This is a genomic window from Hyalangium sp., assembly GCF_045802625.1.
Lineage (GTDB): Bacteria > Myxococcota > Myxococcia > Myxococcales > Myxococcaceae > Hyalangium.
In genome coordinates, this window is record NZ_JBJMQP010000055.1 from 1 (window position 1) to 25,677 (window position 25,677).

General features: G+C 69.2%; 25 protein-coding genes. 17 read left to right on the forward strand and 8 right to left on the reverse strand.

Translation table 11 applies throughout. The annotated features are described in order from the left end of the window. Window positions 1-204: 204 nt before the first annotated feature. The 4 genes from ACJ8AT_RS11245 to ACJ8AT_RS11260 form a co-directional block, all read right to left on the reverse strand. The gene (locus ACJ8AT_RS11245) at window positions 205-1,902 is read right to left on the reverse strand and encodes a vWA domain-containing protein (protein WP_407737678.1); all 1,698 of its coding nucleotides are present in this window, start codon (window positions 1,900-1,902) and stop codon (window positions 205-207) included. A 97-nt stretch (window positions 1,903-1,999) separates the two neighbouring features. Beyond that, window positions 2,000-4,738 (reverse strand): hypothetical protein, encoded by a 2,739-nt coding sequence (locus tag ACJ8AT_RS11250; protein WP_407737679.1) that lies wholly within the window; start codon window positions 4,736-4,738, stop codon window positions 2,000-2,002. A gap of 82 nt (window positions 4,739-4,820) precedes the next feature. After that, a complete protein-coding gene (locus tag ACJ8AT_RS11255) occupies window positions 4,821-5,531 on the reverse strand; it encodes a lytic transglycosylase domain-containing protein (RefSeq protein WP_407737680.1) in 711 nt (236 codons plus the stop codon). 10 nt (window positions 5,532-5,541) lie between these two features. After that, on the reverse strand, window positions 5,542-6,285 hold the full coding sequence (locus ACJ8AT_RS11260) for a TetR/AcrR family transcriptional regulator (RefSeq protein WP_407737681.1): 744 nt from the start codon (window positions 6,283-6,285) through the stop codon (window positions 5,542-5,544). A gap of 89 nt (window positions 6,286-6,374) precedes the next feature. On the opposite strand from ACJ8AT_RS11260, the gene ACJ8AT_RS11265 reads away from it, so the two are divergent. Next, window positions 6,375-6,923 carry a hypothetical protein gene (locus ACJ8AT_RS11265; RefSeq protein WP_407737682.1) on the forward strand — a complete coding sequence of 183 codons (549 nt, stop codon included), beginning with the start codon at window positions 6,375-6,377 and terminating at the stop codon, window positions 6,921-6,923. A gap of 54 nt (window positions 6,924-6,977) precedes the next feature. Here ACJ8AT_RS11265 and ACJ8AT_RS11270 read toward each other — a convergent pair whose 3' ends face one another. After that, window positions 6,978-7,514 (reverse strand): CBS domain-containing protein, encoded by a 537-nt coding sequence (locus ACJ8AT_RS11270; RefSeq protein WP_407737683.1) that lies wholly within the window; start codon window positions 7,512-7,514, stop codon window positions 6,978-6,980. Between the two features lie 219 nt (window positions 7,515-7,733). On the opposite strand from ACJ8AT_RS11270, the gene ACJ8AT_RS11275 reads away from it, so the two are divergent. Next, window positions 7,734-8,273, forward strand: coding sequence for a hypothetical protein (locus tag ACJ8AT_RS11275; RefSeq protein ID WP_407737684.1), 540 nt, complete (start codon window positions 7,734-7,736; stop codon window positions 8,271-8,273). 15 nt (window positions 8,274-8,288) lie between these two features. Here ACJ8AT_RS11275 and ACJ8AT_RS11280 read toward each other — a convergent pair whose 3' ends face one another. Continuing rightward, entirely contained in the window at window positions 8,289-8,837 is a 549-nt protein-coding gene (locus tag ACJ8AT_RS11280) for a hypothetical protein (protein WP_407737685.1), read from the reverse strand. Window positions 8,838-8,848: 11 nt separating this feature from the next. Next, window positions 8,849-9,499, reverse strand: coding sequence for an autotransporter outer membrane beta-barrel domain-containing protein (locus ACJ8AT_RS11285; RefSeq protein ID WP_407737686.1), 651 nt, complete (start codon window positions 9,497-9,499; stop codon window positions 8,849-8,851). A gap of 174 nt (window positions 9,500-9,673) precedes the next feature. Between ACJ8AT_RS11285 and ACJ8AT_RS11290 the strand changes: the two genes are divergently transcribed. The 12 genes from ACJ8AT_RS11290 (at window position 9,674) to ACJ8AT_RS11345 (ending at window position 20,841) form a co-directional block, all read left to right on the forward strand. Then, on the forward strand, window positions 9,674-10,357 hold the full coding sequence (locus ACJ8AT_RS11290; RefSeq protein WP_407737687.1) for a carboxypeptidase-like regulatory domain-containing protein: 684 nt from the start codon (window positions 9,674-9,676) through the stop codon (window positions 10,355-10,357). A 1-nt stretch (window position 10,358) separates the two neighbouring features. Beyond that, window positions 10,359-11,573, forward strand: coding sequence for a phage tail sheath family protein (locus ACJ8AT_RS11295; protein WP_407737688.1), 1,215 nt, complete (start codon window positions 10,359-10,361; stop codon window positions 11,571-11,573). After that, on the forward strand, window positions 11,566-12,054 hold the full coding sequence (locus ACJ8AT_RS11300; RefSeq protein ID WP_407737689.1) for a phage tail protein: 489 nt from the start codon (window positions 11,566-11,568) through the stop codon (window positions 12,052-12,054). The genes ACJ8AT_RS11295 and ACJ8AT_RS11300 overlap by 8 nt, the downstream gene beginning before the upstream one ends. 814 nt (window positions 12,055-12,868) lie before the next feature. After that, window positions 12,869-13,135: a hypothetical protein gene (locus tag ACJ8AT_RS11305; RefSeq protein WP_407737690.1), complete on the forward strand. Its 267-nt coding sequence runs from the start codon at window positions 12,869-12,871 to the stop codon at window positions 13,133-13,135. Between the two features lie 8 nt (window positions 13,136-13,143). Further along, entirely contained in the window at window positions 13,144-13,887 is a 744-nt protein-coding gene (locus ACJ8AT_RS11310; RefSeq protein WP_407737691.1) for a hypothetical protein, read from the forward strand. Further along, a complete protein-coding gene (locus ACJ8AT_RS11315; RefSeq protein ID WP_407737692.1) occupies window positions 13,884-15,401 on the forward strand; it encodes a phage baseplate assembly protein V in 1,518 nt (505 codons plus the stop codon). Before ACJ8AT_RS11310 ends, ACJ8AT_RS11315 begins: the two co-directional genes overlap by 4 nt. Continuing rightward, window positions 15,402-15,743, forward strand: a complete 342-nt coding sequence (locus ACJ8AT_RS11320) for a hypothetical protein (RefSeq protein WP_407737693.1) — start codon at window positions 15,402-15,404, stop codon at window positions 15,741-15,743. It abuts the gene before it with no gap. Beyond that, window positions 15,740-16,171 carry a GPW/gp25 family protein gene (locus ACJ8AT_RS11325; protein ID WP_407737694.1) on the forward strand — a complete coding sequence of 144 codons (432 nt, stop codon included), beginning with the start codon at window positions 15,740-15,742 and terminating at the stop codon, window positions 16,169-16,171. The genes ACJ8AT_RS11320 and ACJ8AT_RS11325 overlap by 4 nt, the downstream gene beginning before the upstream one ends. Beyond that, complete coding sequence (locus ACJ8AT_RS11330) at window positions 16,171-18,762, forward strand: putative baseplate assembly protein (RefSeq protein ID WP_407737695.1); 2,592 nt, start codon at window positions 16,171-16,173, stop codon at window positions 18,760-18,762. Before ACJ8AT_RS11325 ends, ACJ8AT_RS11330 begins: the two co-directional genes overlap by 1 nt. Continuing rightward, window positions 18,749-19,267, forward strand: a complete 519-nt coding sequence (locus ACJ8AT_RS11335; RefSeq protein WP_407737696.1) for a phage tail protein — start codon at window positions 18,749-18,751, stop codon at window positions 19,265-19,267. Before ACJ8AT_RS11330 ends, ACJ8AT_RS11335 begins: the two co-directional genes overlap by 14 nt. Beyond that, window positions 19,267-20,337: a hypothetical protein gene (locus tag ACJ8AT_RS11340; protein WP_407737697.1), complete on the forward strand. Its 1,071-nt coding sequence runs from the start codon at window positions 19,267-19,269 to the stop codon at window positions 20,335-20,337. Before ACJ8AT_RS11335 ends, ACJ8AT_RS11340 begins: the two co-directional genes overlap by 1 nt. Window positions 20,338-20,364: 27 nt before the next feature. Continuing rightward, window positions 20,365-20,841, forward strand: coding sequence for a hypothetical protein (locus ACJ8AT_RS11345; RefSeq protein ID WP_407737698.1), 477 nt, complete (start codon window positions 20,365-20,367; stop codon window positions 20,839-20,841). 3 nt (window positions 20,842-20,844) lie between these two features. Here ACJ8AT_RS11345 and ACJ8AT_RS11350 read toward each other — a convergent pair whose 3' ends face one another. Continuing rightward, the gene (locus tag ACJ8AT_RS11350) at window positions 20,845-21,621 is read right to left on the reverse strand and encodes a hypothetical protein (protein WP_407737699.1); all 777 of its coding nucleotides are present in this window, start codon (window positions 21,619-21,621) and stop codon (window positions 20,845-20,847) included. Between the two features lie 276 nt (window positions 21,622-21,897). Here ACJ8AT_RS11350 and ACJ8AT_RS11355 point away from each other — a divergent pair, with 276 nt between their 5' ends. The 3 genes from ACJ8AT_RS11355 to ACJ8AT_RS11365 all read left to right on the forward strand — a co-directional run bounded on the left by ACJ8AT_RS11355 (window position 21,898) and on the right by ACJ8AT_RS11365 (window position 25,627). Continuing rightward, window positions 21,898-23,319 (forward strand): vWA domain-containing protein, encoded by a 1,422-nt coding sequence (locus ACJ8AT_RS11355; RefSeq protein WP_407737700.1) that lies wholly within the window; start codon window positions 21,898-21,900, stop codon window positions 23,317-23,319. Between the two features lie 78 nt (window positions 23,320-23,397). Then, window positions 23,398-24,807 carry an FAD-binding oxidoreductase gene (locus ACJ8AT_RS11360; protein ID WP_407737777.1) on the forward strand — a complete coding sequence of 470 codons (1,410 nt, stop codon included), beginning with the start codon at window positions 23,398-23,400 and terminating at the stop codon, window positions 24,805-24,807. An 85-nt stretch (window positions 24,808-24,892) separates the two neighbouring features. After that, window positions 24,893-25,627, forward strand: a complete 735-nt coding sequence (locus ACJ8AT_RS11365; RefSeq protein WP_407737701.1) for a hypothetical protein — start codon at window positions 24,893-24,895, stop codon at window positions 25,625-25,627. Window positions 25,628-25,677: the final 50 nt, after the last annotated feature.

The window sequence follows — 25,677 nt, forward strand, 5'->3', positions numbered from 1 at the left end:
AGGGACGGCAGGTGCACCTGATCGCCTTCGGCGCGAGCAAGGGGGCGGCGGTCACGGCCATGGTGCACGGCCCCATCAGCCCGCGGTGCCCGGCGTCCTTCCTCCAACTCCACCAGAACGTGCACCTGTGGCTGGACTCGGTCGCGGCCCGCGGAGTGCAGCGCCGCTGAGTCTTGAAGCGCAGCGGCGCCTGTGGACTTTGGATCAGTAGGTGTTGTTGGCGGACACGCTCTGCAGCTTCGCCTCGCGCACGCGGCGCAGCAGCGAGACGAACTCCTGGCGATCCTCCATGCCGTCGGTGGCGCCCTGGGCGAGCTCCTCCGCCACGGCGAGGCTCCAGTCGCTGGCCTGCGGCGCGCCTCGGAGGATGTCCGCCGTGCCGGCCACCGCCGTGGCGAAGCGCATGTCCGCCGAGGCCTCGGCCAGCTTGCTCCGGAGCTGCTCTCGCGCGAACGAGAAGCTCTGCTCGGCCGCCTCGCTGCCCGAGGGCGTCTTGGCGCGCACGCGCACCGTCGCCACCTTCGTGCCCTCGCCCGTCAGCTCCACCTCGTACAGCGCCGTGACGGTGTGGCCCGCGCCGATCTCGCCCGCGTCCACCTTGTCGTTGCGGAAGTCCCGGTCCGCGATGGCCCGGTTCTCGTAGCCGATCAGCCGGTAGCCGCGCACCGCCGTCTTGTCGAACTCCACCTGCACCTTCACGTCCTTGGCGATCACCTCCAGCACCCCCGCGAGCTGCTCCTGGAACACCCGGCGGGCCTCCTTCTCGCTGTCGATGTAGAAGCAGTTGCCGTTGCCCTTGTCGGCCAGCCGCTCCATCAGGTCATCGCGGTAGTTGCCCATGCCGAAGCCGATGGTCGACAGCGTCACCCCCTCGTCCACGTAGCCGTGGATGGCCTCCAGCATCTCGTTCGCGCTGCGGAAGTGCCCCAGGTTGGTATCTCCATCCGTGAGGACGATCACGCGCGAGACGGCGTTCGGCCCCGCGTACTTCACCGCGTGCTGATAGGCCAGCTTCAGCCCATCCCCCATGGCGGTGCCGCCTCTCGCGCTCAGCGAGTCGAGCGCGGCGAAGATCTCCTGACGCTGCGAGGCCGGCGTGGGCGGCAGCACGTCACGCACGTCCCCCGCGTAGGTGGTGATGGCCACGGTGTCCGCCTCGTTGAGCCCGTCCACCGCCAGCTTGATCGAGCGCACGGCCAGCGGCAGCTTGTCCGGCTGACCCATGGAGCCGCTGGTGTCCACCAGGAAGACGATATGGGTCGGCTTGCGCTCGCTGCGGCCCAACCGGCGGCCCTGGAGCCCCACCTTGAGCAGCTGCCTCCCCGGTGAGAAGGGAGAGGGCGCGCCCTCGAGATCCACCCGGAAGTCCCCCTCCGTGGGCGCCGGGAGGTGATACTTGAAATAGTTCACCCACTCCTCCACGCGGACCGAGTCCCGGGGCGGCAGCGAGCCCTCGTTCACGTAGCGGCGGAACAGGGCGTAGGAGGCCGTGTCCACGTCCACCGCGAAGGTGGAGAGGGCGTCCTCGGAGGTGAGGGTGAACGGGTTGGGGCGCGTCCCGGCGTGGGTGTTGCCGGTGGGCAGCGGCTCGGCGGCCAGCATGGCCTTCTTCGAGGACGGGCTGGTGAAGCCGTGGATGGATCTGAGCGCCACGGGAGGAGGCGCAGTCGGCGAGGGGGCCGAGCCGTACTCGTTGTTCTCCGCGAAGCTCTTCATCGTCTTGCGGCTGAGGCTGTCCGCTCGCACCGGGTACGCCTCGGGGGAAGCCGAGCCCAGTGATGACGCGCTCGCGCCCATGAGCTTACGGAAGTTGTCACCGAACAGGGTGATGGCGCCTACCAGGACCACGACTGCCGCCAAGGTGAAGAAGATGACCTTGGACATCCTTCCGGAACCCTTCATGTGCGCGAACCTCATTGAAGCGTGGGGGGTGGCACCAACGCAGGCATGATTCGCACGTCGCGCCGCCGCGCGCGTCCGTCATTCGACCGAGGGTCGGTCATCGGGAGGATGGGGCAGGCGCTGACCCAGGGATCGGCTCGAGCCACACGGAGTGGCCGTCCGTATCCTGCTCGCTCAAGTCGATGACCCAGGTGCGATACCAGGTGTGGTCCTGCACGATCAGGTGGTCGCGCTCATCGAACGCGAGATCTCCCGGGGCTCCCATGGGCAATCGGATGGTCGCGTCCGGTGACTGCTGATGGAGCGGGTCGCGGTAGAAGTAGAGCTGTTTCCAGGCCCGGGCCCGAGCATCGGGGTAGTAGCCATCGTTGCCGATGACGGCCTCGTTCCGGCTGTTGAAGGCGATCGTGACGGGCGAGTAGGGGACATTCTCGGGGCCCCAGCCGCAGCTCTGCGGCGAAGCCGGGTCACCGTTCAGGTGGGCGTTGAAGATGTTCCGGGCCTTCACCTGGGGGAACAGCCCCTTCGCGTCCGCCAGATCCTGCGCGAAGAAGACGGAGATGCGATCGTTGCCGTGGCACTCGTAGGTGTTCTCCACGACGTAGAGGTTGCCGAGACGGTCGAACTGGATCTTCAGCGGCTCGCACAGCGTGGTGGCGTCAGGGTGGTCCTGGCCTCGGCCCTGGTTGCACTCGACGCCCGTCCTGTCCGTCTGCCCCAACACCATGTCCACGTGCAGCCGGCCACCGAGGTTGCCGGAGTCACTCACTCGCAGCATCCGGCTGTGGCCTCGGTCGGCGATCCAGAGCTTGCGCTGGCGCGGATCGAAGGCCACCCCCTCGGCGCGGTAGTCCACGGGCGCCTCGGTGTCCGCCCAGTACAGCGGGACGCGAGGGGCCAACGGCCTGGAGGTGTTCGTGAGGGGGAGCTGGAAGACCATGAGCGGCCCGCCTGAGTTGAGGGTCCACAGCCGCTGCGCGTCATCGATCGCGGAGAAGGCCCGGCTTGGCATCTGGAAGAGGTTGTCGTCGCGGGTGTTGGGCCGGCGCTGGTTCACCACTACATCCGCGGGGGCACCCCAGGGCTTGTGGAGGTAGTCGTTCCATACGAGCAGCCGAAGCTCGTCCTGGACGATGAGCTGGTCGCGGAAGACGGCCACTCCCACCGCCTCGCCCACCTTGCGGTTTGCTACCGCTGGACGGCCCAGCAGGACCGCGTCCGGGTGCGGCGGGCAGCTCTGGCCCCCCACGGTGACGAAGTCATACGGCAGGCGGTGGCGCACGACGTTGGACAGGGGAATGAACTCATTGGCGAAGTACAGGTTGCCCGCGTCGTCCTGGCCGATGGATCCACCGGGATTCATCAGCCCCTTGTCCTGGTAGAGGTTGTAGGGGCACCCCGCGTACTGCTGATCTCCACCGAGCTCGGCCATGGAGCGCGAGCCGATGATGTGCACCACGTTCCCCTCGTCGTCGAGCAGCAGGGCCCGCTGGCCGCTGTGCTCGTTGACCCAGAAGACGCCCTGCCCATAGGGGGCCTGCGTGGAGCGGTTGAACTCGAGCCCCGTGGCTTGGAAGTAGTAGGAGTCGATCCACTGAGCCACGGGCCCCTTGTACTGAGGGGTGATCACGCGAGTGGCGGACATTCCGTTGGAGAAGGGCGGCTCGAACACCAGCAGGCGGGCGGCGAACGGGCCCTCTGTGCCCGTCTCGTCGAGGACGTAGAGTGCCCCGGTGGCGGGGTTCACCTTGGCCAGGGTGGGGTGGCAGAGGCGATTGAGTTCGAACGCCGAGGGCTGGGGAGGGCTGCAGCCCTCCTCATTGAAGGAGGTGAAGTCGCTCTGTCCCAGCACCAGATCCGCCGTCTGCTCCCCAGGAGGGAAGCGCAAGACGCGCCGGTTGCCCAGGTCCGCCACCCACACGTTCCCCTTTGGATCGATCGACACCGAGCCCTTGTTGGTGCTGTCCCACCAGGTGTCGAAGCTGAGCGAGCGCGCATCGCGCTGGGTCCGGCCCTTCCCACGGTTGGGCCCGGTGGTGGTGAAGTCCTCCTGGCCGATGACCCGGTCCGCGAGCGTGTCGCCCTTGCCCTCCGTCTTGTCCGGGCTGAAGGGCTGATCGAAGCGCAGGACGCGGTGGTTGTACGCGTCTCCCAGGTAGAGGTTGCCCTGCGCGTCGACATCGAAGTTGAAGCGCCCCCATTGCTCGGCGGTGTTGGTGCCGTGGGGATAGTTCAGCAGGCACAGGGAGCTGGCGCTCGCTGGCCCATCCGAGCCGAGGTTGACGTCTCCGTTGCAGGCCCCGCTCGAAGGGTCTGGCTGGCCGAAGATCAAGTCGGCGTCGCGCGCCGGGTTGATCACACAGCGATTGTTGGGGGCACAGTCCGTGTCGTTGGTGCACTCCTGCGTCCGGGTGCCCTGGCAGGTGCCCAGTGCTCGGAAGCCCAGCACCCGGCTGTTTCCCGCGTCCACCACGTAGACGTGGTTGGGCTTGGCGCTCCGGTCCACCACCACGCCCGCCGGGTGGTACGCGGAGTGTCCGTTGGGCAGGTCGCGCGAGGCCTCGCGGTACGTCTTCTGCCCGAAGAGCTTCAGCAGGCGCACCGGGCGCCCGTAGAAGACGATGCTTTCATCCTCGCCACCAATGGCCACGCCTTGGGTGCCCGCGTCCACGGAGCTCGTTGCTCCCGTGGTACCTGGCGCTCCCGCGTCCCAGGGGGCCTCCTGAGAGAGGCCAGGACCGGGCTCAGCAGTGGAGAGCCTCCGCAGGTACAGGAAGGCAAACCATGCGAGCAGCACCGCGGTTCCCAGCAGGAGGCTTGCCTTGCGAGCGTTCACGAGGATCTCCTGAACATCAGGCCGGGCGCGACGCTAGCACGCGCCCTTCTCAACCCAGGGCATGGTCTCGATCGAGTTCGCGCTATCGCCGGGCTTGAGGCTCCAGCCGAGCCTTGGGAGCGGCAGGAGGCGCGGGGCGTGGCGCGGGACGCGTGGCCACGGCGGGCCTGCTCTTCGAGGCGAGCACCGGGCGCGGGGGTGGAGGCGGAGGCCGCAGGCGCTCGTAGGCGGACATCACCTTCGCTACGTAGAACTCCGTCTCTCCGTTGTGCGGCACCTGCCCATCCACCGCGCCCGGCCCCGCGTTGTACGCCGCGACGGCCAGGCGTACGTCGTTGAACCGCGCGAGCTGCTCGGACAGGTAGCGCGCGCTGGCCTCCACTGCGGGCCCGGGCTCGAAGGGATCCTCCACCTTCAGCATCTGCGCGGTGCCGGGCATGAGCTGGCCAGGACCCATGGCGCCCGCGGGGGAGATGCGGTGCGGGTGCACCTCGGACTCCACCTCCACGAGCGCATGGAGCAGCCCCGCGGGCAGGTGGTGACGGTGCTCGGCCTGGGCGATGAGGGGCTCCATCGGCGCGTGCCCGCTCAGCAGGCACGCGGGCCGGTGCCGCGCGTACGCCCCCAGCGCGTGCAGCTTCGCCTCCAGGAACGAGAAGGAGAGGGGAGACACCGCGCTCTCACCAAAGAACCCGACCGCCAGGTTGAGCAGCACCAGCGGCCCCAGGACGCACAGCCCCAGCCACACCCACCCCGGAATGGGGAGTCCGCTCCTGACCCGCTTGCGCGCCACGGCTCTACCCTTAAGGGCGCTTGGGCTTGCCGTCCATCTTCCGGCGGCCCGGCGCCTCGCCCGGAGGCAGCCGCAGGCCGTCCAGCACCAGCGTGGTGAGGGCGTCCGGCAGCTCCAGCGGATTGCCGATCTCCTCCTCGCTGAGCAGCGCTAGCAGCAGCCGCTCCACCGCGCCCACCACCGCGAGCCCGCTCACCGCCGGGCGGATCGGGCGCAGCAGCCCATGGGTGTGGGCCTTCTCGGTGATGTCCACCGCGTGCCGGGACAGCAGCCGCGCCAGCTCCACGACTTTTACTCGCGCCCCCACGGCGGGGCCTCGGCACTCCTGCAGGTAGAGCCGCACCACGTCCGGATACTGCAGCAGCGAGCCAGCGATGATGGCCGCCACCGCCCGGTACGCATCGAACATGGCCTCCACGTCACGCGCCGCGGCCAGGGCTCGGCCGCACGTCTCCAGGCCGGTGAGCAGCTCCCGCCGCACCGGTTCCAGCAGCGCGTCCACCAGGGCCGTCTGATCCTCGAAGTACCGGTAGAACGTCCCCTTGGCGACTCCCGCGGCCTGGGTGATGTCGTCAATCGTCACCCCGTCCAACCCCCGCTCGACGAACAGGCGCAGGCCCGCCTCGCTCAGCTCCTTCATCCGCTCGCGGCGGTTGGTGTCCCTCGCCCCTCCCTGAGGTCCAGGGCGGCGCCGAGGCGATGCGGCGGGTGGAGTGGTGGCGGACGGACGGTGCGGGTTTCGTGGCGAGCGCATTTCGTTGCGATTTATAAAAAAAGTGACCAAATAGTCATTATTTGGTGCGGTAAGCCGTGGGGGCCAGGACGCGCCAGGGGAGAAGAACCATGATCGGCATTCCACTGGGCTTGCTCTACAGCAACTTCGGCGAGTGGTTGCTGCATAAGTACGTGCTGCACGGGCTGGGAAAGAACCCCAAGAGTTTCTGGAGCTTCCACTGGCACGAGCACCACCAGAAGTCTCGCCGTCACGACATGGTGGACGACCAGTACACCGGGCCCTTGTGGTCCTGGACCCCCCAATCGAAGGAGCTGCTGGGGCTGGCCGCCGTCGTGGTGGGCCACCTGCCGCTGCTCCCCGTGGCGCCCTTCTTCACCGCGACGGTCTGGTTCTCGACGGTGAGGTACTACCGCATCCACAAGCGGGCTCACCTCGACTCGCAGTGGGCGAAGGAGCACCTGCCGTGGCACTACGATCACCACATGGGGCGTGACCAGAACTCGAACTGGTGTGTCACCCATCCGTTCTTCGACATCATCCTGGGCACGCGCAAGGAGTTCCTCGGCGTGCAGCCGAGTGCGCCCCCGGCCCCGAAGCCGGAGCGTCACCCGGAGCCAGCCTCCGAGCCGCTTGTCACCGCCGCGCCTGCCGCTTGAGCCCGCGCCCCTCGCGTCGAGCGAGGGACGTGGAGGCTGTAGCGCTCTCGGGGCTCAGCGCCGCGAGCGCTTGGCGGCCTGCCCGGAGCCCTTCCGGCTCTTCGACGCGCTGCGCCGCGCCGGGGCCTTCGCCGCGGCCTTTCGGGATGCCGGCTTGGAGGCCTTGCGAGCGACCGCCTTCTTCGTCACGGGCTCCTGCTGCGCGGCGCTGAGGACCGTGTCCAGCGCCCGGAGCGCATCCGTGGTGGTGAAGATGCCCAGCACCTGAGCGCCGCGGCTGACCACGGCCGAGCCGTACTTGTGCAGCGCCATCTCCCGAGCCACGGCGGCCAGCTCCGTCTCCGGAGTGACCGTATAGGCGTCCTGGGACATGGCCTCCTCGACGAGGACCTCCTTGGGGTCCACGTCCTTGAGCGTCTCGATCAGGTGCAGATCCCGCTGCGAGAGCAGGCCCACGAGCCGCCCTCCCTCGAGCACGGGGAGGTGACGGATGGCGTGGTCGTTCATCATCCGGTGCGCTTCGGCGAGCGGGCTCTTCGTCCCAATGGTGTGGACGGAGCGGGTCATGAAGTTCTCGATGGCGTCATTCATTGGGCTCTTCCCTCTGGGGAAGGTGGATGCAGGCCGCGGCGCGCGCATCCGGTGCGCCCAGGGCCACGCCACCCGGGCGCAGTGTCAGCCCCTGAAAAGACCTGGCACGTCAGGTGGGGGAGCAGGCTGGCGGCGGGTGGCGCGTCCACGGTATTCCCGGTGCATAGCTTCTCCGAGCGCGTGCGGACCCGGTCCCAGGCCGGGAGGAGGTGGCCGGTCATGAAGAAGCTGGCGGAGAAGAAGCCGGAGAAGCTCATCGATCTGCTTCACGAGCGGCTCACGTTCGAGCGGACGGGCGTGAAGCTCTACGATCGGGTCCTGTCCTTGATGGCCGCCTCCAAGGAGCCGCAGATCCTCGGGATGCTGGACACCATGCAGGCCTACCGGGACGAGGAGGCCGAGCACCAGCAGTGGCTGGAGGAGCAGATCCGGGCGCTGGGCGGAGACGCGAACGGTGTGTCCGAGCGCTCGCGCCTGGTGGCCACCGAGTCCCGCGGGATCGAAGAGGTCATCCTGCGAGAGGATGTGGACCTGCACCACCTCTTCCACGCGCTGCTGGCCGCGGAGCTGGTGGACAACGCGGGGTGGGATCTCCTGGTGGCGCTGGCGGAGGAGGCGGACGACGACGACGCGCTGGACGCCTTCACGCTCCGCCAGGCCGAGGAGGAGGATCACCTGGAGTACCTGAGCCAGACGATCGCCCGGTACGCCGAGAGCCAGGTGTTCGGCGAGCAGCTCCAGCTGCCCACCGAGCCGTAGCGAGCCGCGGGGGGCTCAGAAGATCAGATCGAGGATGTTGGTCCTCATCCACAGGCCCGAGCAGATGCGCAGGTCTCCGGTCCAGTCCTTCGTGGGCAGGGTGCCGCTGGCCTCGAAGGTCAGCTCCAGGTTGTCCTGACGGATGAGATCATTGAGATCCAGCACGCCGCTGCCGGTGGCGCTGATCTTCTGCGTCGAGGTCTGATTGGCGGCGCGCTTGTACTCGAGCAGCTTGGTGGGGGTGCTCTGGTTCGGCAGGCGCAGGGCCACGCTGGCGTGATCGATGCCGTTCAGATCCACGTTGCTGCTGGTGGCGGTGAGCTCGAAGAGCCTCACGCGCAGTTGGGCCTGGGTGCTGCCCGTGGGGATGGTGGCGCTGATGTCTCCGACCGGGAAGTTGATCGTCTGCGAGACGGTGCCCGGGATGGGGATGCTGGCCGGGAAGGAGATGTTGCGCTGCGTCTTGCAGATCTCCTCGGTCTCCGCCTCGACGTAGAAGAGATCGCTACAGCCGGTGGTGAGCAGCGGCAGGGCGATGAGCAGGATGCGGTAGGAAGGGCTCATGGGTCGATCGCTCACAGGAAGTAGAGGAGGAAGCCCAGCTTGGCGGTGGGGGTGGTGAAGCGGAGGTTCAGGGGCTTGGCGGTGACGTCCGGATCTCCCGTCACGTCCTGCAGGAGCTTCTCCGCGTCCTGGATCACCATCGAGCCGTGGGCCAGCCCGACGCGGAGGTAGACGGAGAAGCGCTCGGGCTTGCCGATCTCCAGCCCCAGGCTGGCGCCGCCGTAGTTGTAGCCCACGTCATCAATGGGCACGGTGGTCTTCAAGGGGATGCCGCCCAGCCTGTCGATGAGCTTGTTGTAGTTGGTGTTGAAGTAGTGGCCCACGTCCAGGTTGATGGAGGGGGAGACGATGGCCGTCAGCGGGATCAGGCTGATGCCCCCGCGCACCCCGAGGCTGAGGGTGTTCGTTGTGACGCCGCCGTTGATGCGCAGCCAGCGCGCCGGGCGCACCACCGCGGAGACACCGATGCCGTCCGGGGCACCGACGTCCAGCATCGCGCCGAGCTTGAACGGGCTCGAGGGGTTGGAGGTTTCCGCCTGGGTTTCCGCCGAGGCGGGGGCGCTGGAGTCCTGCGCTCGGGCCTCCATGTGGGTGCCGAGCGCCAGCAAGCAGGCCAGCACGGCACCGTGGCGGGAGAGAACGAAGGCGACACGTCTGATCATCGAAGTGGCTGTCATAGGGAGCATTCGGCCGAAGTGGCCAGGGCCCATCATACGTGTTGAGCCTTGAACGCGTGGCTGCCCCGCGGGGCAGTTTCCGTTCAAGGGATCGGGATCAACTTTTCCTGCCGTCCTGCGCGTCAAGGGTCGGGGCTGACGCCAGGCGGGGGAGCCAGGATGATCGAGGAAGTCGACCAGCGCCTCAAGGCTTGGGTAGGCGAGGTGGCGGGTGACGCCCCTGTGTCCTTCACGGTGCCTGACCGCAATAACGTGGGGCAGGGCGTGAGCCTCTACCTGTTGGAGCTGGGCACCGCGCCGCCCGCCCGCTCGGTGCGCCGCGTCCCGCTGCAGTTCTCCGTCTGCTACCTCATCACTGTTGGCGCGGAGACACCGGAGCGCGCGCACCAGCTCCTGGGGGAGCTTGTGTTCTCGGCGCTGGAGACCCCTGAGTTCGAGGTGGACCTCGGCCCCGTCCCGCTGCAGCTGTGGACCGCGCTGGCCATTCCTCCGCAGCCGGCCTTCCGCGTGCGGCTGCCCGTGCGGCGCGAGCGTCCAGAGCCGCAGATCCGGCGCGTGCACTTCCCGCTCGTCACCCAGACGGTTCCCAACGAGGTGCTGCTGGGACGCGTGGTGGGGCCCGGGGAGGTGCCCATCCCCGGAGCGCTGGTGGAGCTGCCTGCGCTGAAGCTCACCACGCGGACGGATGCCCGAGGTTGTTTCCGCTTCCCGCTCGTGCCCTCCCGCGCGGCGCTTGGCCGGCTGGAGGTTCGCGCCAAGGGCGAGGTGCTCCGCGTGGGCGCGGAGGCGCTCAGCGCCGAAGAGGGTCCGCTGGTGATCCGCATGCCGTTGAAGGAGGGGTGACGTGCCGAACTACCTGACGCCCGGTGTCTACGTGGAGGAGGTCTCCACCGGGACACGCTCCATCCAAGGGGTGGGAACGACGACGGCGGCCTTCGTGGGCCGTGCTCCTCTGGCGGATGCGCGCCCGCACGAGGCCGTGGCCATCAATGGCTGGCCCCAGTTCCTCAAGGAGTACACCCGGCCAGACACCCCAGGTACCGCCCTGTCTCGCGCCGTCTATGGCTTCTTCCAGAATGGCGGGCGGCGCTGCTTCATCGTCAACATCGGCGAGGGCCAGCGGCTCACGGGCGGCACGCGCCGGCGCGAGGGGCTGGCGGTGCTCGAGGAGGTCAGCGAGGTGGCCATGGTGGCGGCCCCTGGCTTCTCGGATCCGGCGGCCCATGATGCGCTGCTCTCGCACGCGGAGAAGATGAAGGATCGCGTCGCCATCCTGGATCCACCCGAGGACGTGGACGACATCGCGCAGCTCACCCGGATCGCGCTGCTGGAGGCGCCTGGAAAGGGGCCCGCGACGCCAGCAAGTGGCGAGCAGCCACAGAAGGGGCTGCGCCCGCGCATGTCCGACCAGGGCTTCGGCGCCTTCTACTTCCCGTGGATCACCATCGTGGACCCGATGTCTGGCGAGCGGGTGAACGTGCCGCCCTCGGGACACGTGGCGGGCATCTACGCGCGGACGGATGTGACTCGCGGGGTGCACAAGGCGCCGGCCAACGAGGTGGTGTTCGGCGCGGGCAACCTCGTGCGCCACATCACTCCCGACGAGCAGGCGGAGCTCAACTCCAACGGCGTCAACTGCATCCGCTACTTCCCCAACCGGGGCATCCGCGTGTGGGGGGCTCGCACGGTGGCGGGCGCCGACAGCGAGTGGCGCTACCTGAACGTGCGCCGGCTCTTCAACTTCGTGGAGGAGTCCATCGCCCTGGGCACGGGCTGGACGGTGTTCGAGCCGAATGATCCCACGCTCTGGGGCAACATCCGCCGGGACGTGGGCGCCTTCCTGCTGCGGCTGTGGCGCGACGGGGCCCTGCTGGGGCGCACTCCGGAAGAGGCGTTCTTCGTGCAGTGCGACGAGCAGACCAACCCGCCCGAGAGCATCGACGCGGGGCAGGTGGTGGCGCTGGTGGGCCTGGCGCCGGTGAAACCCGCTGAGTTCATCATCTTCCGCATCGGCCAGCACGCAGGCGGCGCGGAGGTGGAGGAGGTGAAGAATGGCTGACGCCAATCCCCCCGAGACTCCACCGCCCCCGCAGGATCCGGGGGCGCAGCCGGGTGCCCTGGTGGACCCGTTCCGGGCGTACAACTTCAAGCTGCTCATCGACGGGGTGAACGAGGGGCACTTCACCCAGTGCACGGGGCTGCACGCCAAGGTCGAGGTCATCAACTACCGCGAGGCCGGAGGCGGCTCCGTGGTGCGCAAGCTGGCCGGCCCGCTCCGGCTGGGCGAGGTGACGCTGCGCTACGGGCTCACGCAGTCGCCGGAGCTGTGGAGCTGGTTCCAGGCCTCGGTGAGCGGCCAGCCCCAGCGCAAGAACGTCTCCATCCTCATGGTCGGGATGGATGGCGTGACGGAGGTCATGCGCTGGAACCTGCTGGAGGCCTGGCCCGCCGAGTGGCTCGGCGCGCCGCTGGATGCGCTCGGGCAGATGGTGGCCATCGAGTCCCTCGTCATCACCTTCGAGTCCTTCAACCGTGGATGAGCGTTCCCAGAGCCGCTGGCGCGATGTGCTCGTGCGCTCCGTGGCGCGGCGGGTGAAGGCCTGGGCCGAGGCCGTCCTCGCGCAGGCCTCCGAGCCTTCCGAGCCTTCTCAGCCTCCCGAGCCAGCTCCGGCTCCGCGCGAAGCCGTGCCTGTGACGGCTCCGGGAGGCCCTCCGGCACAGTGGCTCCGGGACGTTCAGGCGCTGCGGATGGGGCCTCCCGCGGACTGGGTAGAGCGTGTCCGCCGAGGGGCACCGCATCTGCTCGCCCGCGTCGCGAGGGGGGCGATTCCGCCTCCCGCTTTGGTGCCAGCTCGGCCCGCTGGGCCTCCATTGGAATCCCGATCCCCGGAGCCGCGAGCCCGCGAGCCGGCGGGCACGGAAGGGAATGCTGTGCCTTCCGAGCCTCTGCCATCAGCGCGGTCCCATGAGCCGGTGCAAACCGAGATGTTCGAGCCGCGGGCGCTCGAGCAGGGAAGGGCCTCCGCTCCTCGTGTGACACCGGCGCTGGCTTCCCCTGAAGCCGAGCCTGAGCGTTCCGTTGTTCGTCCCGGCCTCGAACCTCGGGAGCTACCCATTGCTGCTCCGCCTCGGAGCGCAGAACCCGCGCCCGTGGCCCACCCGGAGCCTGAGCTCATCCAGGCTCCTCCGAGAGCCGAGGCTGCCGGTCCGACTGAACCGAGGCCCCCAGAAACAGCCGCCCCAGTCCCGCCCCAGACACCGGCTCCCGCGGAGCTGGGCTCCTGGCAGCCGAGTTCTCCTTCGATGGCCGCTGCGGAGCCTCGCGGCGCGTCCTCTCCCTGGGGCACTGAGCCCGTGGCGAAGCCTTCTTCCGCGCCCGAGCTGGCACCCGGAGAGGAGCTGTCGCCGTTGATTCCCTACCCCTGGCCGGAGCTCCCAGAAGAATCCGGGCCCGGGCCGAAGCCTTCTCTCAACGGCTCCTTCGAGGCTTCCGAGGCCCAGCCGAGCAGGCCCTGGCCTGAGCTTCCCCAGGCTCCCGTCACCGAGTCGCCGGAAGCGTCGTCTCTGTTGCTCCAGTGGGAGCGGCTGAGCCGGCTCGACCGTGAACAGCGAGGCGAGTGATGGAGCGCGTGGCCTTTCTCCTCGAGCCGAGCGGCGAGCGCATCGGCGCCCTCCTCAATCCCGAGACGCTCGTGGTGCGCCGTACCGCGGGCCTCCGGCCGAGACGCGCCTTGAGCGGAGGCGTGGCCGGAGGCGGCTCCATGGACGAGCCGCTCCTCTTCACCGGCGGGGGGACCACCGAGCTGCTGCTGGAGCTGCTCTTCGACGTGTCCCTGCTGGGCTCCTCCGTGCAGACCGAGGATGTGCGGGACCTGACCCAGCCGCTCTGGCGGCTCGCGGAGAACAGCGTGGCGGAGGGAGGCTTCGGCCGTCCTCCCCGGGTGCGGCTCGTGTGGGGCAAGCGGCTCAACGAGCCGGCCGTGGTGGCCTCCATCGCCGAGCGGCTGGAGCACTTCACCGCTTCGGGGGCGCCGCGACGCTCGTGGATGCGCATGCGTCTGGTGCGCCTGGAGGAGACCCTCTCCGAGTCCACCGAGGCTCCCCCCGTGCCCGCCGGACTCACCGCCGAGCAGGTGACGGAGCAGCTTCCTCCAGAGTCCTTCGAGGCTCACGAGATCGTGGGGGCGGGGGGCTCGCCAGGACATCCGCCCGTGGCGGGGCAGCGCCTCGATGAGATTGCCCACCAGCTCTATGGAGATTCCTCGCTCTGGCGGCTGGTCGCCTCGCTCAATGGCATTGCCGATCCGATGCATGTCCCGGCGGGGACGGTGCTCCGGTTGCCCTCGGCCAGCGCGCTGCGGAGGGGCTCATGAGCCGCTTTCGCGGACTGCCGGCCGTGACGGTCGAGCTGGGAGGGACGGCGCTCCAGCCCGCGGAGCTGCGGTGCCTGAGCACGGTGCGCGTGCAACAGCGGTTGTCCCTGCCCACGCTGTGTGAGCTGAGCTTCGTCGATCCGCGAGGCGCGCTCGCATCCAATGGCGTGGCTCCTGGCACCTCGTTGCGTGTCTCCACCGCGGCCCAGGTGGAACCCCTGTTCACCGGTGAGGTGACGGCGATCGAATACGCCCATGTCGCCGGTGGCACGCGGGAGGTGCGCGTGCGCGGCTACGACTTGCTCCACCGCTTGCGCAAGCGCCAGCCGGTGCGGGCGCATGTGCAGGTGACGCTGCGAGATGTGGCTCGGGAGCTGGTGGCCGACCTCGGCCTCTCGGTGGACGCCGCCACGCCGGGGCCGCTCTGGCGGCAGCTCGTGCAGCATGGGCAGTCGGATCTCGACTTCCTGGCCGAGCTGGCGGACCGCTGCGGCGTGTACCTGGTGCTCCGAGACGGTGCACTGCGGCTCCTCACGCTGGAGGGAGAAGGCGAACCGATGCCGTTGCTGCTCGGCGAGTCGCTCCTGGAGGCCACGGTGGAGGTGAATGGAGATCCCGCGTGCCGCGTGGTCTCGGCGGACGGTTGGGATCCGCTCCTCGCACGGCACCACTCGGCGCGGGCCTCTCAGGCCCGGCAGGGACGAAGAGTGGAGGTGGAAGCGCCTCCCTCACTGCTGGGAAGCCCAGGCGAGCGCGCCCTCGTCAACGAGCTGGCGGAGGCAGATGCCCACACCGAGGCCGCGGCTCAGGCGGAGCTGGATCACCGGACCGCGCGAGAGGTGGTGCTCACGGCGCTGGCGGAAGGCGATGCGCGGCTGCGTCCCGGAGCACGGGTGGAGGTGCGCGGCATCACCCCCGCGGTGTCCGGGCGCTATGTGCTCACCGCCGTGACCCACGCGCTGGATGCGCAGCGGGGGTTCGTCTCCGAGCTGTCCTCGGCGCCGCCTCCGCGCAGGAACCGGTCGCGCTCCTCGGCCGCGACGTTGGGCGTGGTGAGCCGCGTGGATGATCCCGATGGCCTGGGCCGGGTGCGCGCCACGCTGCCCGCGTATGGCGGCGTGGAGACGGAGTGGATGCAGGTGCTCTGCCTGGGCGCTGGCTCGGGGCGGGGGCTGGTGATGCTGCCGGACGTGGGCGATCAGGTGCTCCTCGTCCTGGCGGACGGAGATCCCGCTCGGGGCATGGTGCTGGGCGGCTTCTTCGGCGACCAGGCTCCCACGGATCCGGGCGTCGATGGCGGTGCGGTGCGGCGCTACTCGGCTCGGACAGCGGGGGGACACAAGATCGTGCTGGATGACACGGGCCGCACCCTGCGAGTGGAGGACGGGACGGGCAGCTACCTGGAGCTGACTCCTTCCGGCGTGCGCCTGCACTCGAAGGTGGCGCTGGACATAGAGGCCCCCGGCCAGCCGGTGGTCATTCGCGGGCAATCCATCGACTTCCGGAGAGGCTGAATGCGCTTCCTGACCCTCGACGCGCTGGTGGTGTGCGCCCATGAGCTGGGGAAGGTGGGGCTCGTGGCCTCGCAGTCCTGGGTGACGGTGGAGGGGCGCCCGGTGCTCGTGCAGGCGGATCCGGAGGGGCGGCCCATCGCCGGGTGTCCCAACATTGGCCCCACCATCAAGCCCTGCACGAACACGCTGGCGGTGAAGGTCGGCTACTCCTCGCTGATCCGCATCGACGGCCGGCCCGTCTGCCTGGATTCGTTGAAGGGGCTGACGGATGGAACGCCTCCCGGAGTGGTCGAGTACAAGGTGAATGCTCCTGGGCAGACGCTGGTGACGGAGGCGGGATGAACACGCACCGGTATCGCGCCTGGCGCTTCCTGCACCCGGACCTCGACTTCGGCGAGGAGGCCCCGGGCCTGCACATCGCCCCGACGGGGGCCGTGGAGATGGCGGAAGAGCACGCCGCCGTCCGTCAGGCCGTGCTGCTGCTGCTGACGACGGTGCCGGGCGAGCGCGTGATGCGCCCCGAGTATGGCTGCGAGCTGCACCGGCTGGCCTTCTCGCCCAACGACGACACCACGGCGGGGTTGGCGATCTACTACGTGCGCCGGGCGCTGGAGCGTTGGGAGCCGCGGATCCAGCTCCTCCACGTGGACGCGGGCCGCAGCCCCGAGGATGCGTGGCGGCTGGACGTCTCGGTGGAGTACCGGGTGCGCGCCACGCAGCGCAGTGAGCGGCTCGTGTATCCCTTCACGCTTGCGGGAGGTGCTCGCTGATGTCGCTCCCGTCTCCACAGTTGGATGATCGGACCTTCCAGCAACTGCTCGAGCAGGCGCGGGCCCACATTACCCAGGCCTGTCCGCAGTGGACCGATCTGAGTCCTCACGATCCGGGCATGGTGTTGCTGGAGGCCTTCGCTCACCTGACGGAGACGATGCTCTACCGGCTCAACCGCCTGCCGGAGAAGGCCTACGTGGAGTTCCTCCGGTTGCTGGGCGTGCGCCTCCAGCCTCCGGCCGCCGCGTCCGTGGCGCTGAGCTTCAGCGTGAGCCGCCCGGCCGAGCGCCCCGTGGACATTCCTCGGGGTACCCGCGTCACCCTGGCGCGTGCGGGTGCGGGCACCGAGCCGGTGATCTTCCTCACCGCGGACGCGGCTCGCATCCTCGCGGGGAAGACCGAGGTGGAGGTGCGGGCCTACCACTGCGATCAGGTGGACGCGGAGCTCGCGGGGCAGGGCACCGGTCAACCGGGTCTGACCGTTCGGGCCCGGCGTCCTCCCATCGTCGCGCCCACGGGGGACTCGCTGGATCTGGTGGTGGGGGTCGAGGCCGCGCCCGGCGAGCTGGATGGCCGGGCCCCCGCACGCCAGCACGAGGGCCGCACGTATCGCATCTGGCGCGAGGTGGATGACTTCGCCTACCTCGCTCCGGACGAGCCCGCTTACGTGGTCGATCGGATGACGGGCACCATCACCTTTGCGCCCGCGGCGCGCATGACCGGAGAGGATGGCGCGCTCACCGAGGCGCGAGCGCTGGCGGCCATCCCCCAAGCCGGGCGAGCCATCCGGCTCTGGTATCGGCGAGGCGGAGGGGCCGCGGGCAACGTCGCCGCGAACACGCTGGAGGTGCTCAAGGATCCCATCCCCGGCGTGAAGGTGACCAACCCCCAGCCCGCGGTGGGAGGCCGGCCCGCGGAGACGGTGGAGAACGCGCTGGTGCGTGGGCCGCAGGAGCTGCACTCGCTGCGGCGGGCCATCACGGCGGAGGACTTCGAGCTGCTCGCGCTGCGCGCCTCGGGAGCGGTGGCGCGCGCCAAGGCCGTCACGCTCGCGCAGATCTGGGCGCACGCGCCCGCGGGGACGGTGGATGTGCTGCTGGTCCCTCACCTGCCTCCGGAGGTGCAGGGCCGCTACGGCGAGGGCGTGACGGTGACAGCGCTTCGCCAGCACGAGACAGAAGAGGCGCGGGCTCGGATCCAACACGAGCTGGAGGAGCGCCGTCCGCTGGGCACGGAGTGCTGGGTGGACTGGGCGCGCTACAAGGTGTTGAGCGTGCTCGCGCGGGTGGTGGCTCACCGGGCGGAGGATGCGGAGGCCCTGCGGCAGCGCCTGCTGGAGCGGCTCTATCGAACGCTCACGCCGTTGCCCTCCGCGCTGCGCCCCGGAGGCTGGGGCTTCGGCCAGGCGCTCCGGGCCTCGCATGTCTACGACATCCTCTTGTCCGAGCCGGGCGTCAGCTTCGTGGACCGCGTGAGGCTGCGCGTGGACGAGGTGCCCCAGGAGGTTCGCACCCTGGCCGCGGACAGCTTCCAGCCGCGCACCTTCTACGCGGGGGGCGGCGAGACGCTGTTCCGCTCGGTGAACGCCGGAGACGGCTGGGAGCCCGCGGGGCGCTTCCCGGGCGAGCAGGTGGATGCGGTGGAGGCGCACCCGAACCGCGCGGGCCTGGTCGCGGTGACGGGGAAGCTTGCCGGGGACGGGCAGCAACGCTCGCGCGTGCACATCTCCACGGACTGCGGAGAGACGTGGGAGCAGGCCACGCACACGCTGGACGCCGTGGAGGATCTCGCGTGGACGCTGAGCGATGGCGTCCCCGTGCTGCTCATCGCCACGCGCGTGGGCCTCTTCGAGCTGGCGATCAAGCCCGGCGCCACGCCGCTGCAGGTGCTGGTGGATCCGAGCAACCAGGACCTGGGCTTCTTCGCGGTGGCCGCCGCTTCGGATGTGCGCGGTGGGACCAGCGTGGCGGTCTCGGCAATGGGACAGGCCGGCGTGTTCCTCTCCAGCACCGGCGGCCGGGGCGGAAGCTTCCGTCCCTTCGGGCTGCGCGGGCAGGACGTGCGCGTGCTGGAGGTGCAGCGGGATGGGCCGCGTGCGTTCCTCTGGGCGGGGCTGGCGGCGGCGAGCGGCTCGGATCCCGGCAAGGGCTGCCTGAGCCGCGAGCTGCTGGGCAACGCGGACTCGCCGGACGGGTGGCGCGCCTACGACAAGGGCTGGGACGGAGGCAGTTGCCTGGCGCTCGCGTTCGCGGGCTCCACCGTGTACGCCGGCTCGCACCGCGCGGGAGTGTTGTGGCAGGACGCGAGCCGCCCCAACACCCAGTGGCAGCGGCCGGACGTGGGCAGCGGCCTGCCACTCCGAGAGGCCGAGCGCCTCTTTCAACCCGTGCACGCGCTGGCCACGGCGCCCGAGGGCACTCCGCTGCTCGCGGGAGGCCCGAGCGGTGTCTTCCGCCGGCCCGCGAACAGTGAGCGGTACGAGCCCTGCTCCACGCGGGAGTTCACCGAGAAGGTGACGCTGCCGCCCACCTGGCTCCTCTGCTCCGGCTCTCACGAGCTGGAGGTGGTGACGGACGATGAGGAGCGCTGAGATCCTTCGCCTGCTGCCCGGCGTCTTCCAGCGGACCGCCCGCGAGGGAAGCCCGCTCCTGGCGCTGCTCGGAGTCATGGACGTGCTCCACGCGCCCTCGGAGGCCACGCTCGAGGAGCTGGACGCACTCTTTGATCCCCGGCGGGCGCCGGATCGCTTCGTGCCCTTCCTCGCGCGCTGGGTGGACCTGGAGCTGCCGGTGACGACGGGCCTGGGGCGCCTGCGCGAGCTGGTGGCGGCGGGAGTCGAGCTGTCCCGTTGGCGAGGCACGGCGCGCGGGCTGCTGCTGTTCCTGTCCACCGCCACGGGCCGCAAGGACTTCGAGCTGGACGAGCGGGTGCCCGGTCCCGGCGGCCGGCCCCGGCCCTTCCACATTCGAGTGCGCGCCTCGGCGGAGCTGGCGCCACACCGGCCGATGTTGGAGCGGATCATCGAGCTGGAGAAGCCCGCCTACGTCACCTACGAGCTGCAGTTCATGCAGCCCCCGCAGCCAGGAGCGAGTTGATGCCACGCGCTTTCGACATCACGGCCGCCACGGAATCAGTGAACCTGAACGCCTCGGGGCAGGGGGAGCTGGCCTTCACCGTGTCCAACGCATTGCGAGTCCCAGTCCGTGTGCGGGCCGCGGTGATGATGGCGGGACAAGGCCGCCCCGAGTGGGTGAGCGTCTCCGGGGGGGCGGAGAGGGATCTCGCGCCGGATGGGACGCAGCAGTTCACGGTGAAGTTCCAGATACCGCCGGGGACGCCGCCGGGCCGCTACACGTTCCACCTGCTGGTGACGAACGTGGCCAACCCGGACGAGCAGTACGCGGAGGGGCCCACGGTGGCCTTCATCGTCCCCGAGGCGGCTCCCGTGACGAAGAAGCCGTTCCCCTGGTGGATCGTCGCGCTGGCGGCGGGGGTGCTCATCATCGTAGGCGCCGTGGTGGCGGTCCTGTCGAGCCGGGGCGGCCCCGATCTGGGCGAGCCCTGCAAGGGGACCGAGTGCGGCAAGGGCCTGGCGTGCTCGGGCGCGGACAAGGGCGTGTGCCTGGGAGAGGATGGCTTCAAGGGCTGCAAGGAGAACAAGCAGTGCCTCTCCGGACGGTGCTCGGAGGGGAAGTGCGCGGAGGCCGAGCTGGGACGCAACTGCGGCGCAGGGGACAGCTGCCCGGCGAGACAGAAGTGCATCCCGCTGCTGGGAGCGCGTACATGCCTGCTGGGGCCGGGCGAGTCCTGCACGGGAGACGGCCAGTGCACGAGCCTCTACTGCAAGGACAACAAGTGCATGCGAGACGATGGCAAGTGCGACAGCAGCGCGGAGTGCCGTCCGCCCACGGAGTGCCAGGCCAGCAAGCTGTGCCTGCTCCCCAACGCCCAGGCCTGTACGAGCAATGGCGTCTGCGCCTCCGGGTTCTGCCTGAATGGGACGTGCCAGCCAGCTCCGATCCGGTGTCCCGTCGCTTGCCCTGCCTTCACCTCCTGCCTCAACGGGTCGTGCGTCCCGATCACCCTGCTTCCCCGAGTCAACGAAGAGATCATCAGGGCACAGCCCAACCGGGGCGTGATCCTCGTCCCGAGGAAGACCCCATAGCCAACACCGCGCCACCTGGGTGCGCCCATGCCTGAGATCAAGCCCTCCACCGTGGTGCTCATCCTGGCGGTCTTCGCCTGCGTCGCCCTCTACGTGCTGGGCCTGGGCCTGGGCGCGACGGACAACTTCCGAGCGGGCCGCACCTCCACGTTGACGGCGGAGTTCCAGCGGCTGCGCGATCGGTTCATGAAGCCGCGTCCGGTGAAGCCGGAGGAGCTGCAAGCCGACTGCACCCTGACGAGCGGGGTACTGGCCGTGCCGCAGGGAAGCTCCTGCCGGGTGACCATCAAGGAGGCGGGGGCACGCGGGCGTACGGTGGAGGTGGCTCCGGCTTCGGGCAGTGTCTCCTTGAACTTCACGCCGAAGACCCAGCCCGGGCTCCCGGTCTCGGAGGATCCACTGAAGGGATCCAAGAAGCTCGACGTAATGAAGGAGGGCGGCGAGCTGAACATCAAGTGTCTCAGCGCCGTCAGCGGCGGGCTCTGCCAGGTGCGGCTGCAGTGAGCTCTATGCCGCCACTCGCGTGAGCTTCAGCACCTTCACGATGGAGACGAGCGCGCCGATGGCCAGCACCACGGCCCAGATGAGCGCGAGCACGGAGACGACGATGGCTCCCAGCGCATCCGTGATGCTCACCAGGATGATGGGCACCAGGCCGTGCAGGAAGCTGACGATGGCGGTCGCCAGCAGCGAGGTGAGGACCAGCAGCACCAGCCCCTTGTTCTGAAGGAAGCGCTGGTGAGCGAGCACCAGGCATACCGCCGCGACGACCTTGAGGAACATGAGCAGGCCGAGCGTGCCAGCGGCGCCTCCGCGGTTGAAGAAGCCCCACACCGCCAGATAGGCGATGGTGCCGAAGGGCACCGCGGTGAAGAGCCCCACCATCAGGAGCAGCAACCCGATCGCCGCGAACAGCATCCCGAACCCCGCCAGCAGCGCCACCACCGAGCCGATGAGCGTCACCAGCCCCTGCACGCGACCGTGCACCCGCTCGGGGATGATCAGGCTGGCGCCCATCAGCGCCAGGGTGAGCAGCAGCAGCCCGTCCAGCAGGGCGAGGTAGGGAATACCGAGTCCGGGATTCGGCGGGTTGTCTTTGTGGAGCTGGAGGACCTGGTTGAGCTTGACGTCCTGTTGCGCCCCCTGCTCATTGATCGAGGCCTGCAGCAGATTGGGATCCGGCTCCTTCGTGGGGAGCAGGAGGGGAGAGCCCACCTCGGCGAGCACCGCGAGCACCAGGCACACCAGCGACACGATGAAGAAGGGTTTTCGCAGCGCGTCCATGCAGCCCCCAGCGGACGCCCAAGGCGTCGCGCCTCGACAAGATAGGCAGTCCGCTCCCAACTCCCGAGCCGCGCTGGGAGCGAATGTCCGGGCGGCTACGTGATCCCTCGGCGCACCCGTCACCTCTTGAACGGGAAGCCACCCTCGGGCCCAGACACTGACACGGCTGTCAGGGAGGGCAGTGCCCACGGGCGCCTCCGCAATGTGAAATCAAGGGCTTCGGGTGGGAACGAAGCTTGCTTCGGCGCGTGCACCCCTGACTCCTCGGAGGAAGACATGACTCGAAGGCTCCTCGTCGCGTTCCTGGCGGCGCTCTCGCTGGCAGGCTGTGGCGTACCGGGAACGGCGGGTGGTTTCGATGCTTACGGAGCCACCCCCGGCGGTACGCAGGACATCGCACTGGCGCGGACGAAGATCGCCCAGGGCCGGGTCCCCGCACCGGAGGACTTCGTCGCCGAGGGCCTCTACTCCGAGCACGATCTCCCGCTGGAGGGCTCGGACTGTGATCAGGTGCTGTGCCTGCGCACCGCGGTGGGAATCGCGCCGGCCATCGACACGGGGCGCCAGGAGCTGTTCGTGCAGGTGGGCTTCTCCTCCAACGTGGATCCGGCCACCTTCCACCGCAAGCCGCTCGATGTGGCGCTGGTCATCGACCACTCCGGCTCCATGACCGGGGCGTCGATCGAGGCGGTGAAGGACGCCGCGCGCAAGCTGGTGGAGAAGCTGGACGAGAACGACACCTTCTCCCTGGTCATCTTCGACGACGATGTCGACACGCTGGTGAAGCAGACGCGCGCCGGGGATCACACCGCGCTCCTGAAGGCCATCGACAAGATCCAGGCGGATGGAAGCACCTGCATCGAGTGTGGCTTGCGCGAGGGCTTCAAGCAGCTCGCCACGAGGCCGGTGGAGGACTCCCGAGCCCGCCGGCTCTTCCTCTTCACGGACGCGATGCCGAACGTGGGCGCCACGGGCGAGGGCGAGTTCATGGACCTGCTGCGCAGCAACTCCGAGCAGGGCCGGGACATGACCCTCTTCGGGGTGAACGAGGTCTTCGGACAGGAGTTCGTCACGAAGGTCTCGGCCGTGCGCGGGGCCAACGCCTTCTACCTGAGCAGCCCCGAGCGGACGAGCCAGGTGTTCGACGAGGACTTCGACTTCCTGGTGACGCCCATCGCCTACGATCTGCACATGGCGCTCACCCCGGCCGAGGGCTTCCGGGTGGAGGCGGTGTACGGCGTGCCGGGCGTGGACCCTGGCGCGAGCTCGGCCACGCTGGACGTGGCCACCGTTTTCCTGTCCCGCCGCCGAGGCGCCATCGTCGCGCGCCTCACCGGCACCGGAGAGGTGCAGCCGGGGCAGCCGGTGGTGGCGGACGGGTTCTCCTTCCAGCCCGCGGCGGGCGAGGCTCCTCCCACGGTCTCCCTCACCGCGAGGTACGAGGGCAGCGAGCCGCTCAGCTCGACGTCGACCTGGTACTCGCAGCGCACGGTGCGCAAGGCGGTGGCGCTGACGAACTTCATCCTGGGGGCTCGGAAGGCCTGCGACCAGTGGCAGAAGGGTGAGAATGCCGCGGCCCGCGAGGTGGCGGATCGGACGGCGGCGCTGCTGCACTCGGAGGCCGAGGCCCTGAACGATGATCCGCTGCGCACCGAGGCGGAACTGGCGAGCAAGCTGGCAGCATTGATGGTGCCCTGAGCCGCCGCGCTCCAGGGCGCTGGACAGGGCCGCACCGTATGGCTTGTCAGGACCGGGCATGTGCAATACGCCTGGGGCATGTCCACCGCCTCGCTCCCTGACGCCTTCCTCCGAGCCATCGCCGAGGGCTTCCCGCCAGACTTCCTCACCCGCGAGCCGGGAGAGCTGGCGGAGTACGGACGTGACTGGACGCGCGTCTACTCGCCGGCTCCGGCTGCCATTGCCTTCCCTCGCACCACGGACGAGGTGGCGCGGTTGCTCGCCCTGTGTGATGCGCACCGCGTGCCGGTGGTGCCCTCGGGCGGGCGTACGGGTCTGGCGGCGGGCGCGGTGGCGGCTCGGGGCGAGCTGGTGCTCTCCCTCCGGCGGATGAACCGGATGGATCCGGTGGATGTGCTCGGCAACACGGTGCGCGTGCAGGCGGGCGCGGTGACGGAGGCGGTACACCAGCACTGCGCCCAGCATGGGCTGACGTGGCCCGTGGACTTCGCCTCCAAGGGCTCCAGCCACGTGGGCGGCAACATCGCCACCAACGCGGGCGGGGTGAAGGTCATCCGCTATGGGCTCACGCGCCAGTGGGTGCTGGGGCTCCAGGTGGTGACGGCGAAGGGGCAGGTGCTGGAGCTCAACGGAGCGCTGGAGAAGAACAACACGGGCGCGGACCTGCGCCAGCTCTTCATCGGCAGCGAGGGCACCCTGGGCATCATCACCGAGGCCACGCTCAAGCTCACCCGGCTGCCGGGCAAGCAGGAGGTGTTCCTCTTCGCGGTGCCGGACGTGGCCGCCGTGCTGCGGCTGTTCCGGGACGCGCGCCAGGCGCCGCTTTCGCTCTCCGCCTACGAGTTCTTCACGGACAAGTGCCTGGCCCGGCTGCAGCGCCACCGCAAGCTGCGCTCGCCCTTCGAGGCCCCCAGCGGCTGCTATGTACTCATGGAGGCCGAGGCCCCGGACGCAGCAGCGGTGGAGAGCTGGCTCGGCTCGCTCTTCGAGCGCGGGCTGGTGACGGACGGCACGCAGGCCCAGAACGCCTCTCAGGCCACCGAGCTGTGGGCGCTGCGCGAGGGCATCAGCGAGAGCCTCTCCGCCACGGGCCTGCCGCACAAGAATGACATCGCCCTGCCCATCGCCGCGCTGGAGGCCTTCTGTGCGGAGCTGGATCAGTTCTTCGGCGCGCGCTACCCGGGCTGGGAGATCTGCCTCTTCGGCCACATCGGCGACGGCAACCTGCACGTCAACGTGATGAAGCCAGACGCCATGGACAAGGCGGAGTTCCTCGCGCACACCAAGCAGGCCGACCACGACATCTTCGCCCTGGTGCGAAAGTACAGCGGCAGCATCTCCGCCGAGCACGGCATCGGCCTGCTGAAGAAGGACTATCTCTCCTACACGCGAGCACCCGCGGAGCTGGAGTTGTTGCGCGCCCTCAAGCGTACTTTGGATCCGAACCTCATCCTCAATCCGGGGAAGATCCTCGATGTGGCCGAATAAACGTTCGTGAGGTCTCTTCGGCACGCGAGCGCAAGAACATCGGGCTGGCCGGGCCCGGTCCCTCGCGTAATACGGAGAGAGAATCATGAAGAAGCTTCTGGGTTCCCTGGTGCTGCTGTCGCTGGTTGCTTGCTCTGGATCCACGGATCAGGTGGGAGTGAGTGTCCGGATGGGGGCTCCTCGCACGGGGGCTGCCACCACGCGGCAGCAGGCGCTGACCGTGGCCACGGGGCTCGATATCACCCGGGTACGGATGGTCATCTCGCGGCTCGACCTGCGGCAGGAGGGCGAGGACGAGACCAAGGAGCAGGAGGACCTGTCCAAGGTCGAGGCGGGCCCGTTCCTGGTGGACCTGTCGTCGGACGCGCTCTCGGGGCAGATCTCCCAGGTGCTCGAGACGAGCGTCGCGGCTGGGCACTACGACAAGCTGGAGATCAAGATCCACAAGGTGGATGACTCGAAGACCCAGGGCGACGCGAGGTTCGCGGACCTGGTGCAGAAGGACGCCTCGGTCATCGTCGACGGCAAGATTGACGGAGCGGACTTCACCTTCGTCACCAGCGTCGATGAGAAGCAGGAGCGCAAGGCGGCCTTCGACGTGGGCACCACCGCGCAGAACATCACCCTGAACGTGGACATCACCAAGTGGTTCACCGGCTCGAACGGCCAGCGGCTGGATCCGCGCGAGAGCTCCAACCGCTCGGCCATCGAGGAGAACATCAAGAACTCCATCGACGCGTTCGATGACCACGATCGCGACGGCGCCGAGGACCACGACGACGACGGCAGTGGCTCTGGGGATGACAGCGGCGGGAAGTAACACGGCGAGGTGTCTCGCCGTGCCCTGCCGTGAGTGAGCCGGCGCGTGGG

Coding starts and splice junctions, on each gene's coding strand:
- ACJ8AT_RS11245 (WP_407737678.1), bottom strand. CDS start 1,902: ATGAAGGGTTCCGGAAGGATGTCCAAGGTCATCTTCTTCACCTTGGCG.
- ACJ8AT_RS11260 (WP_407737681.1), bottom strand. CDS start 6,285: ATGCGCTCGCCACGAAACCCGCACCGTCCGTCCGCCACCACTCCACCC.
- ACJ8AT_RS11265 (WP_407737682.1), top strand. CDS start 6,375: ATGATCGGCATTCCACTGGGCTTGCTCTACAGCAACTTCGGCGAGTGG.
- ACJ8AT_RS11270 (WP_407737683.1), bottom strand. CDS start 7,514: ATGAATGACGCCATCGAGAACTTCATGACCCGCTCCGTCCACACCATT.
- ACJ8AT_RS11275 (WP_407737684.1), top strand. CDS start 7,734: ATGAAGAAGCTGGCGGAGAAGAAGCCGGAGAAGCTCATCGATCTGCTT.
- ACJ8AT_RS11280 (WP_407737685.1), bottom strand. CDS start 8,837: ATGAGCCCTTCCTACCGCATCCTGCTCATCGCCCTGCCGCTGCTCACC.
- ACJ8AT_RS11285 (WP_407737686.1), bottom strand. CDS start 9,499: ATGATCAGACGTGTCGCCTTCGTTCTCTCCCGCCACGGTGCCGTGCTG.
- ACJ8AT_RS11290 (WP_407737687.1), top strand. CDS start 9,674: ATGATCGAGGAAGTCGACCAGCGCCTCAAGGCTTGGGTAGGCGAGGTG.
- ACJ8AT_RS11300 (WP_407737689.1), top strand. CDS start 11,566: ATGGCTGACGCCAATCCCCCCGAGACTCCACCGCCCCCGCAGGATCCG.
- ACJ8AT_RS11315 (WP_407737692.1), top strand. CDS start 13,884: ATGAGCCGCTTTCGCGGACTGCCGGCCGTGACGGTCGAGCTGGGAGGG.
- ACJ8AT_RS11320 (WP_407737693.1), top strand. CDS start 15,402: ATGCGCTTCCTGACCCTCGACGCGCTGGTGGTGTGCGCCCATGAGCTG.
- ACJ8AT_RS11325 (WP_407737694.1), top strand. CDS start 15,740: ATGAACACGCACCGGTATCGCGCCTGGCGCTTCCTGCACCCGGACCTC.
- ACJ8AT_RS11330 (WP_407737695.1), top strand. CDS start 16,171: ATGTCGCTCCCGTCTCCACAGTTGGATGATCGGACCTTCCAGCAACTG.
- ACJ8AT_RS11335 (WP_407737696.1), top strand. CDS start 18,749: ATGAGGAGCGCTGAGATCCTTCGCCTGCTGCCCGGCGTCTTCCAGCGG.
- ACJ8AT_RS11340 (WP_407737697.1), top strand. CDS start 19,267: ATGCCACGCGCTTTCGACATCACGGCCGCCACGGAATCAGTGAACCTG.
- ACJ8AT_RS11345 (WP_407737698.1), top strand. CDS start 20,365: ATGCCTGAGATCAAGCCCTCCACCGTGGTGCTCATCCTGGCGGTCTTC.
- ACJ8AT_RS11350 (WP_407737699.1), bottom strand. CDS start 21,621: ATGGACGCGCTGCGAAAACCCTTCTTCATCGTGTCGCTGGTGTGCCTG.
- ACJ8AT_RS11355 (WP_407737700.1), top strand. CDS start 21,898: ATGACTCGAAGGCTCCTCGTCGCGTTCCTGGCGGCGCTCTCGCTGGCA.
- ACJ8AT_RS11360 (WP_407737777.1), top strand. CDS start 23,398: ATGTCCACCGCCTCGCTCCCTGACGCCTTCCTCCGAGCCATCGCCGAG.
- ACJ8AT_RS11365 (WP_407737701.1), top strand. CDS start 24,893: ATGAAGAAGCTTCTGGGTTCCCTGGTGCTGCTGTCGCTGGTTGCTTGC.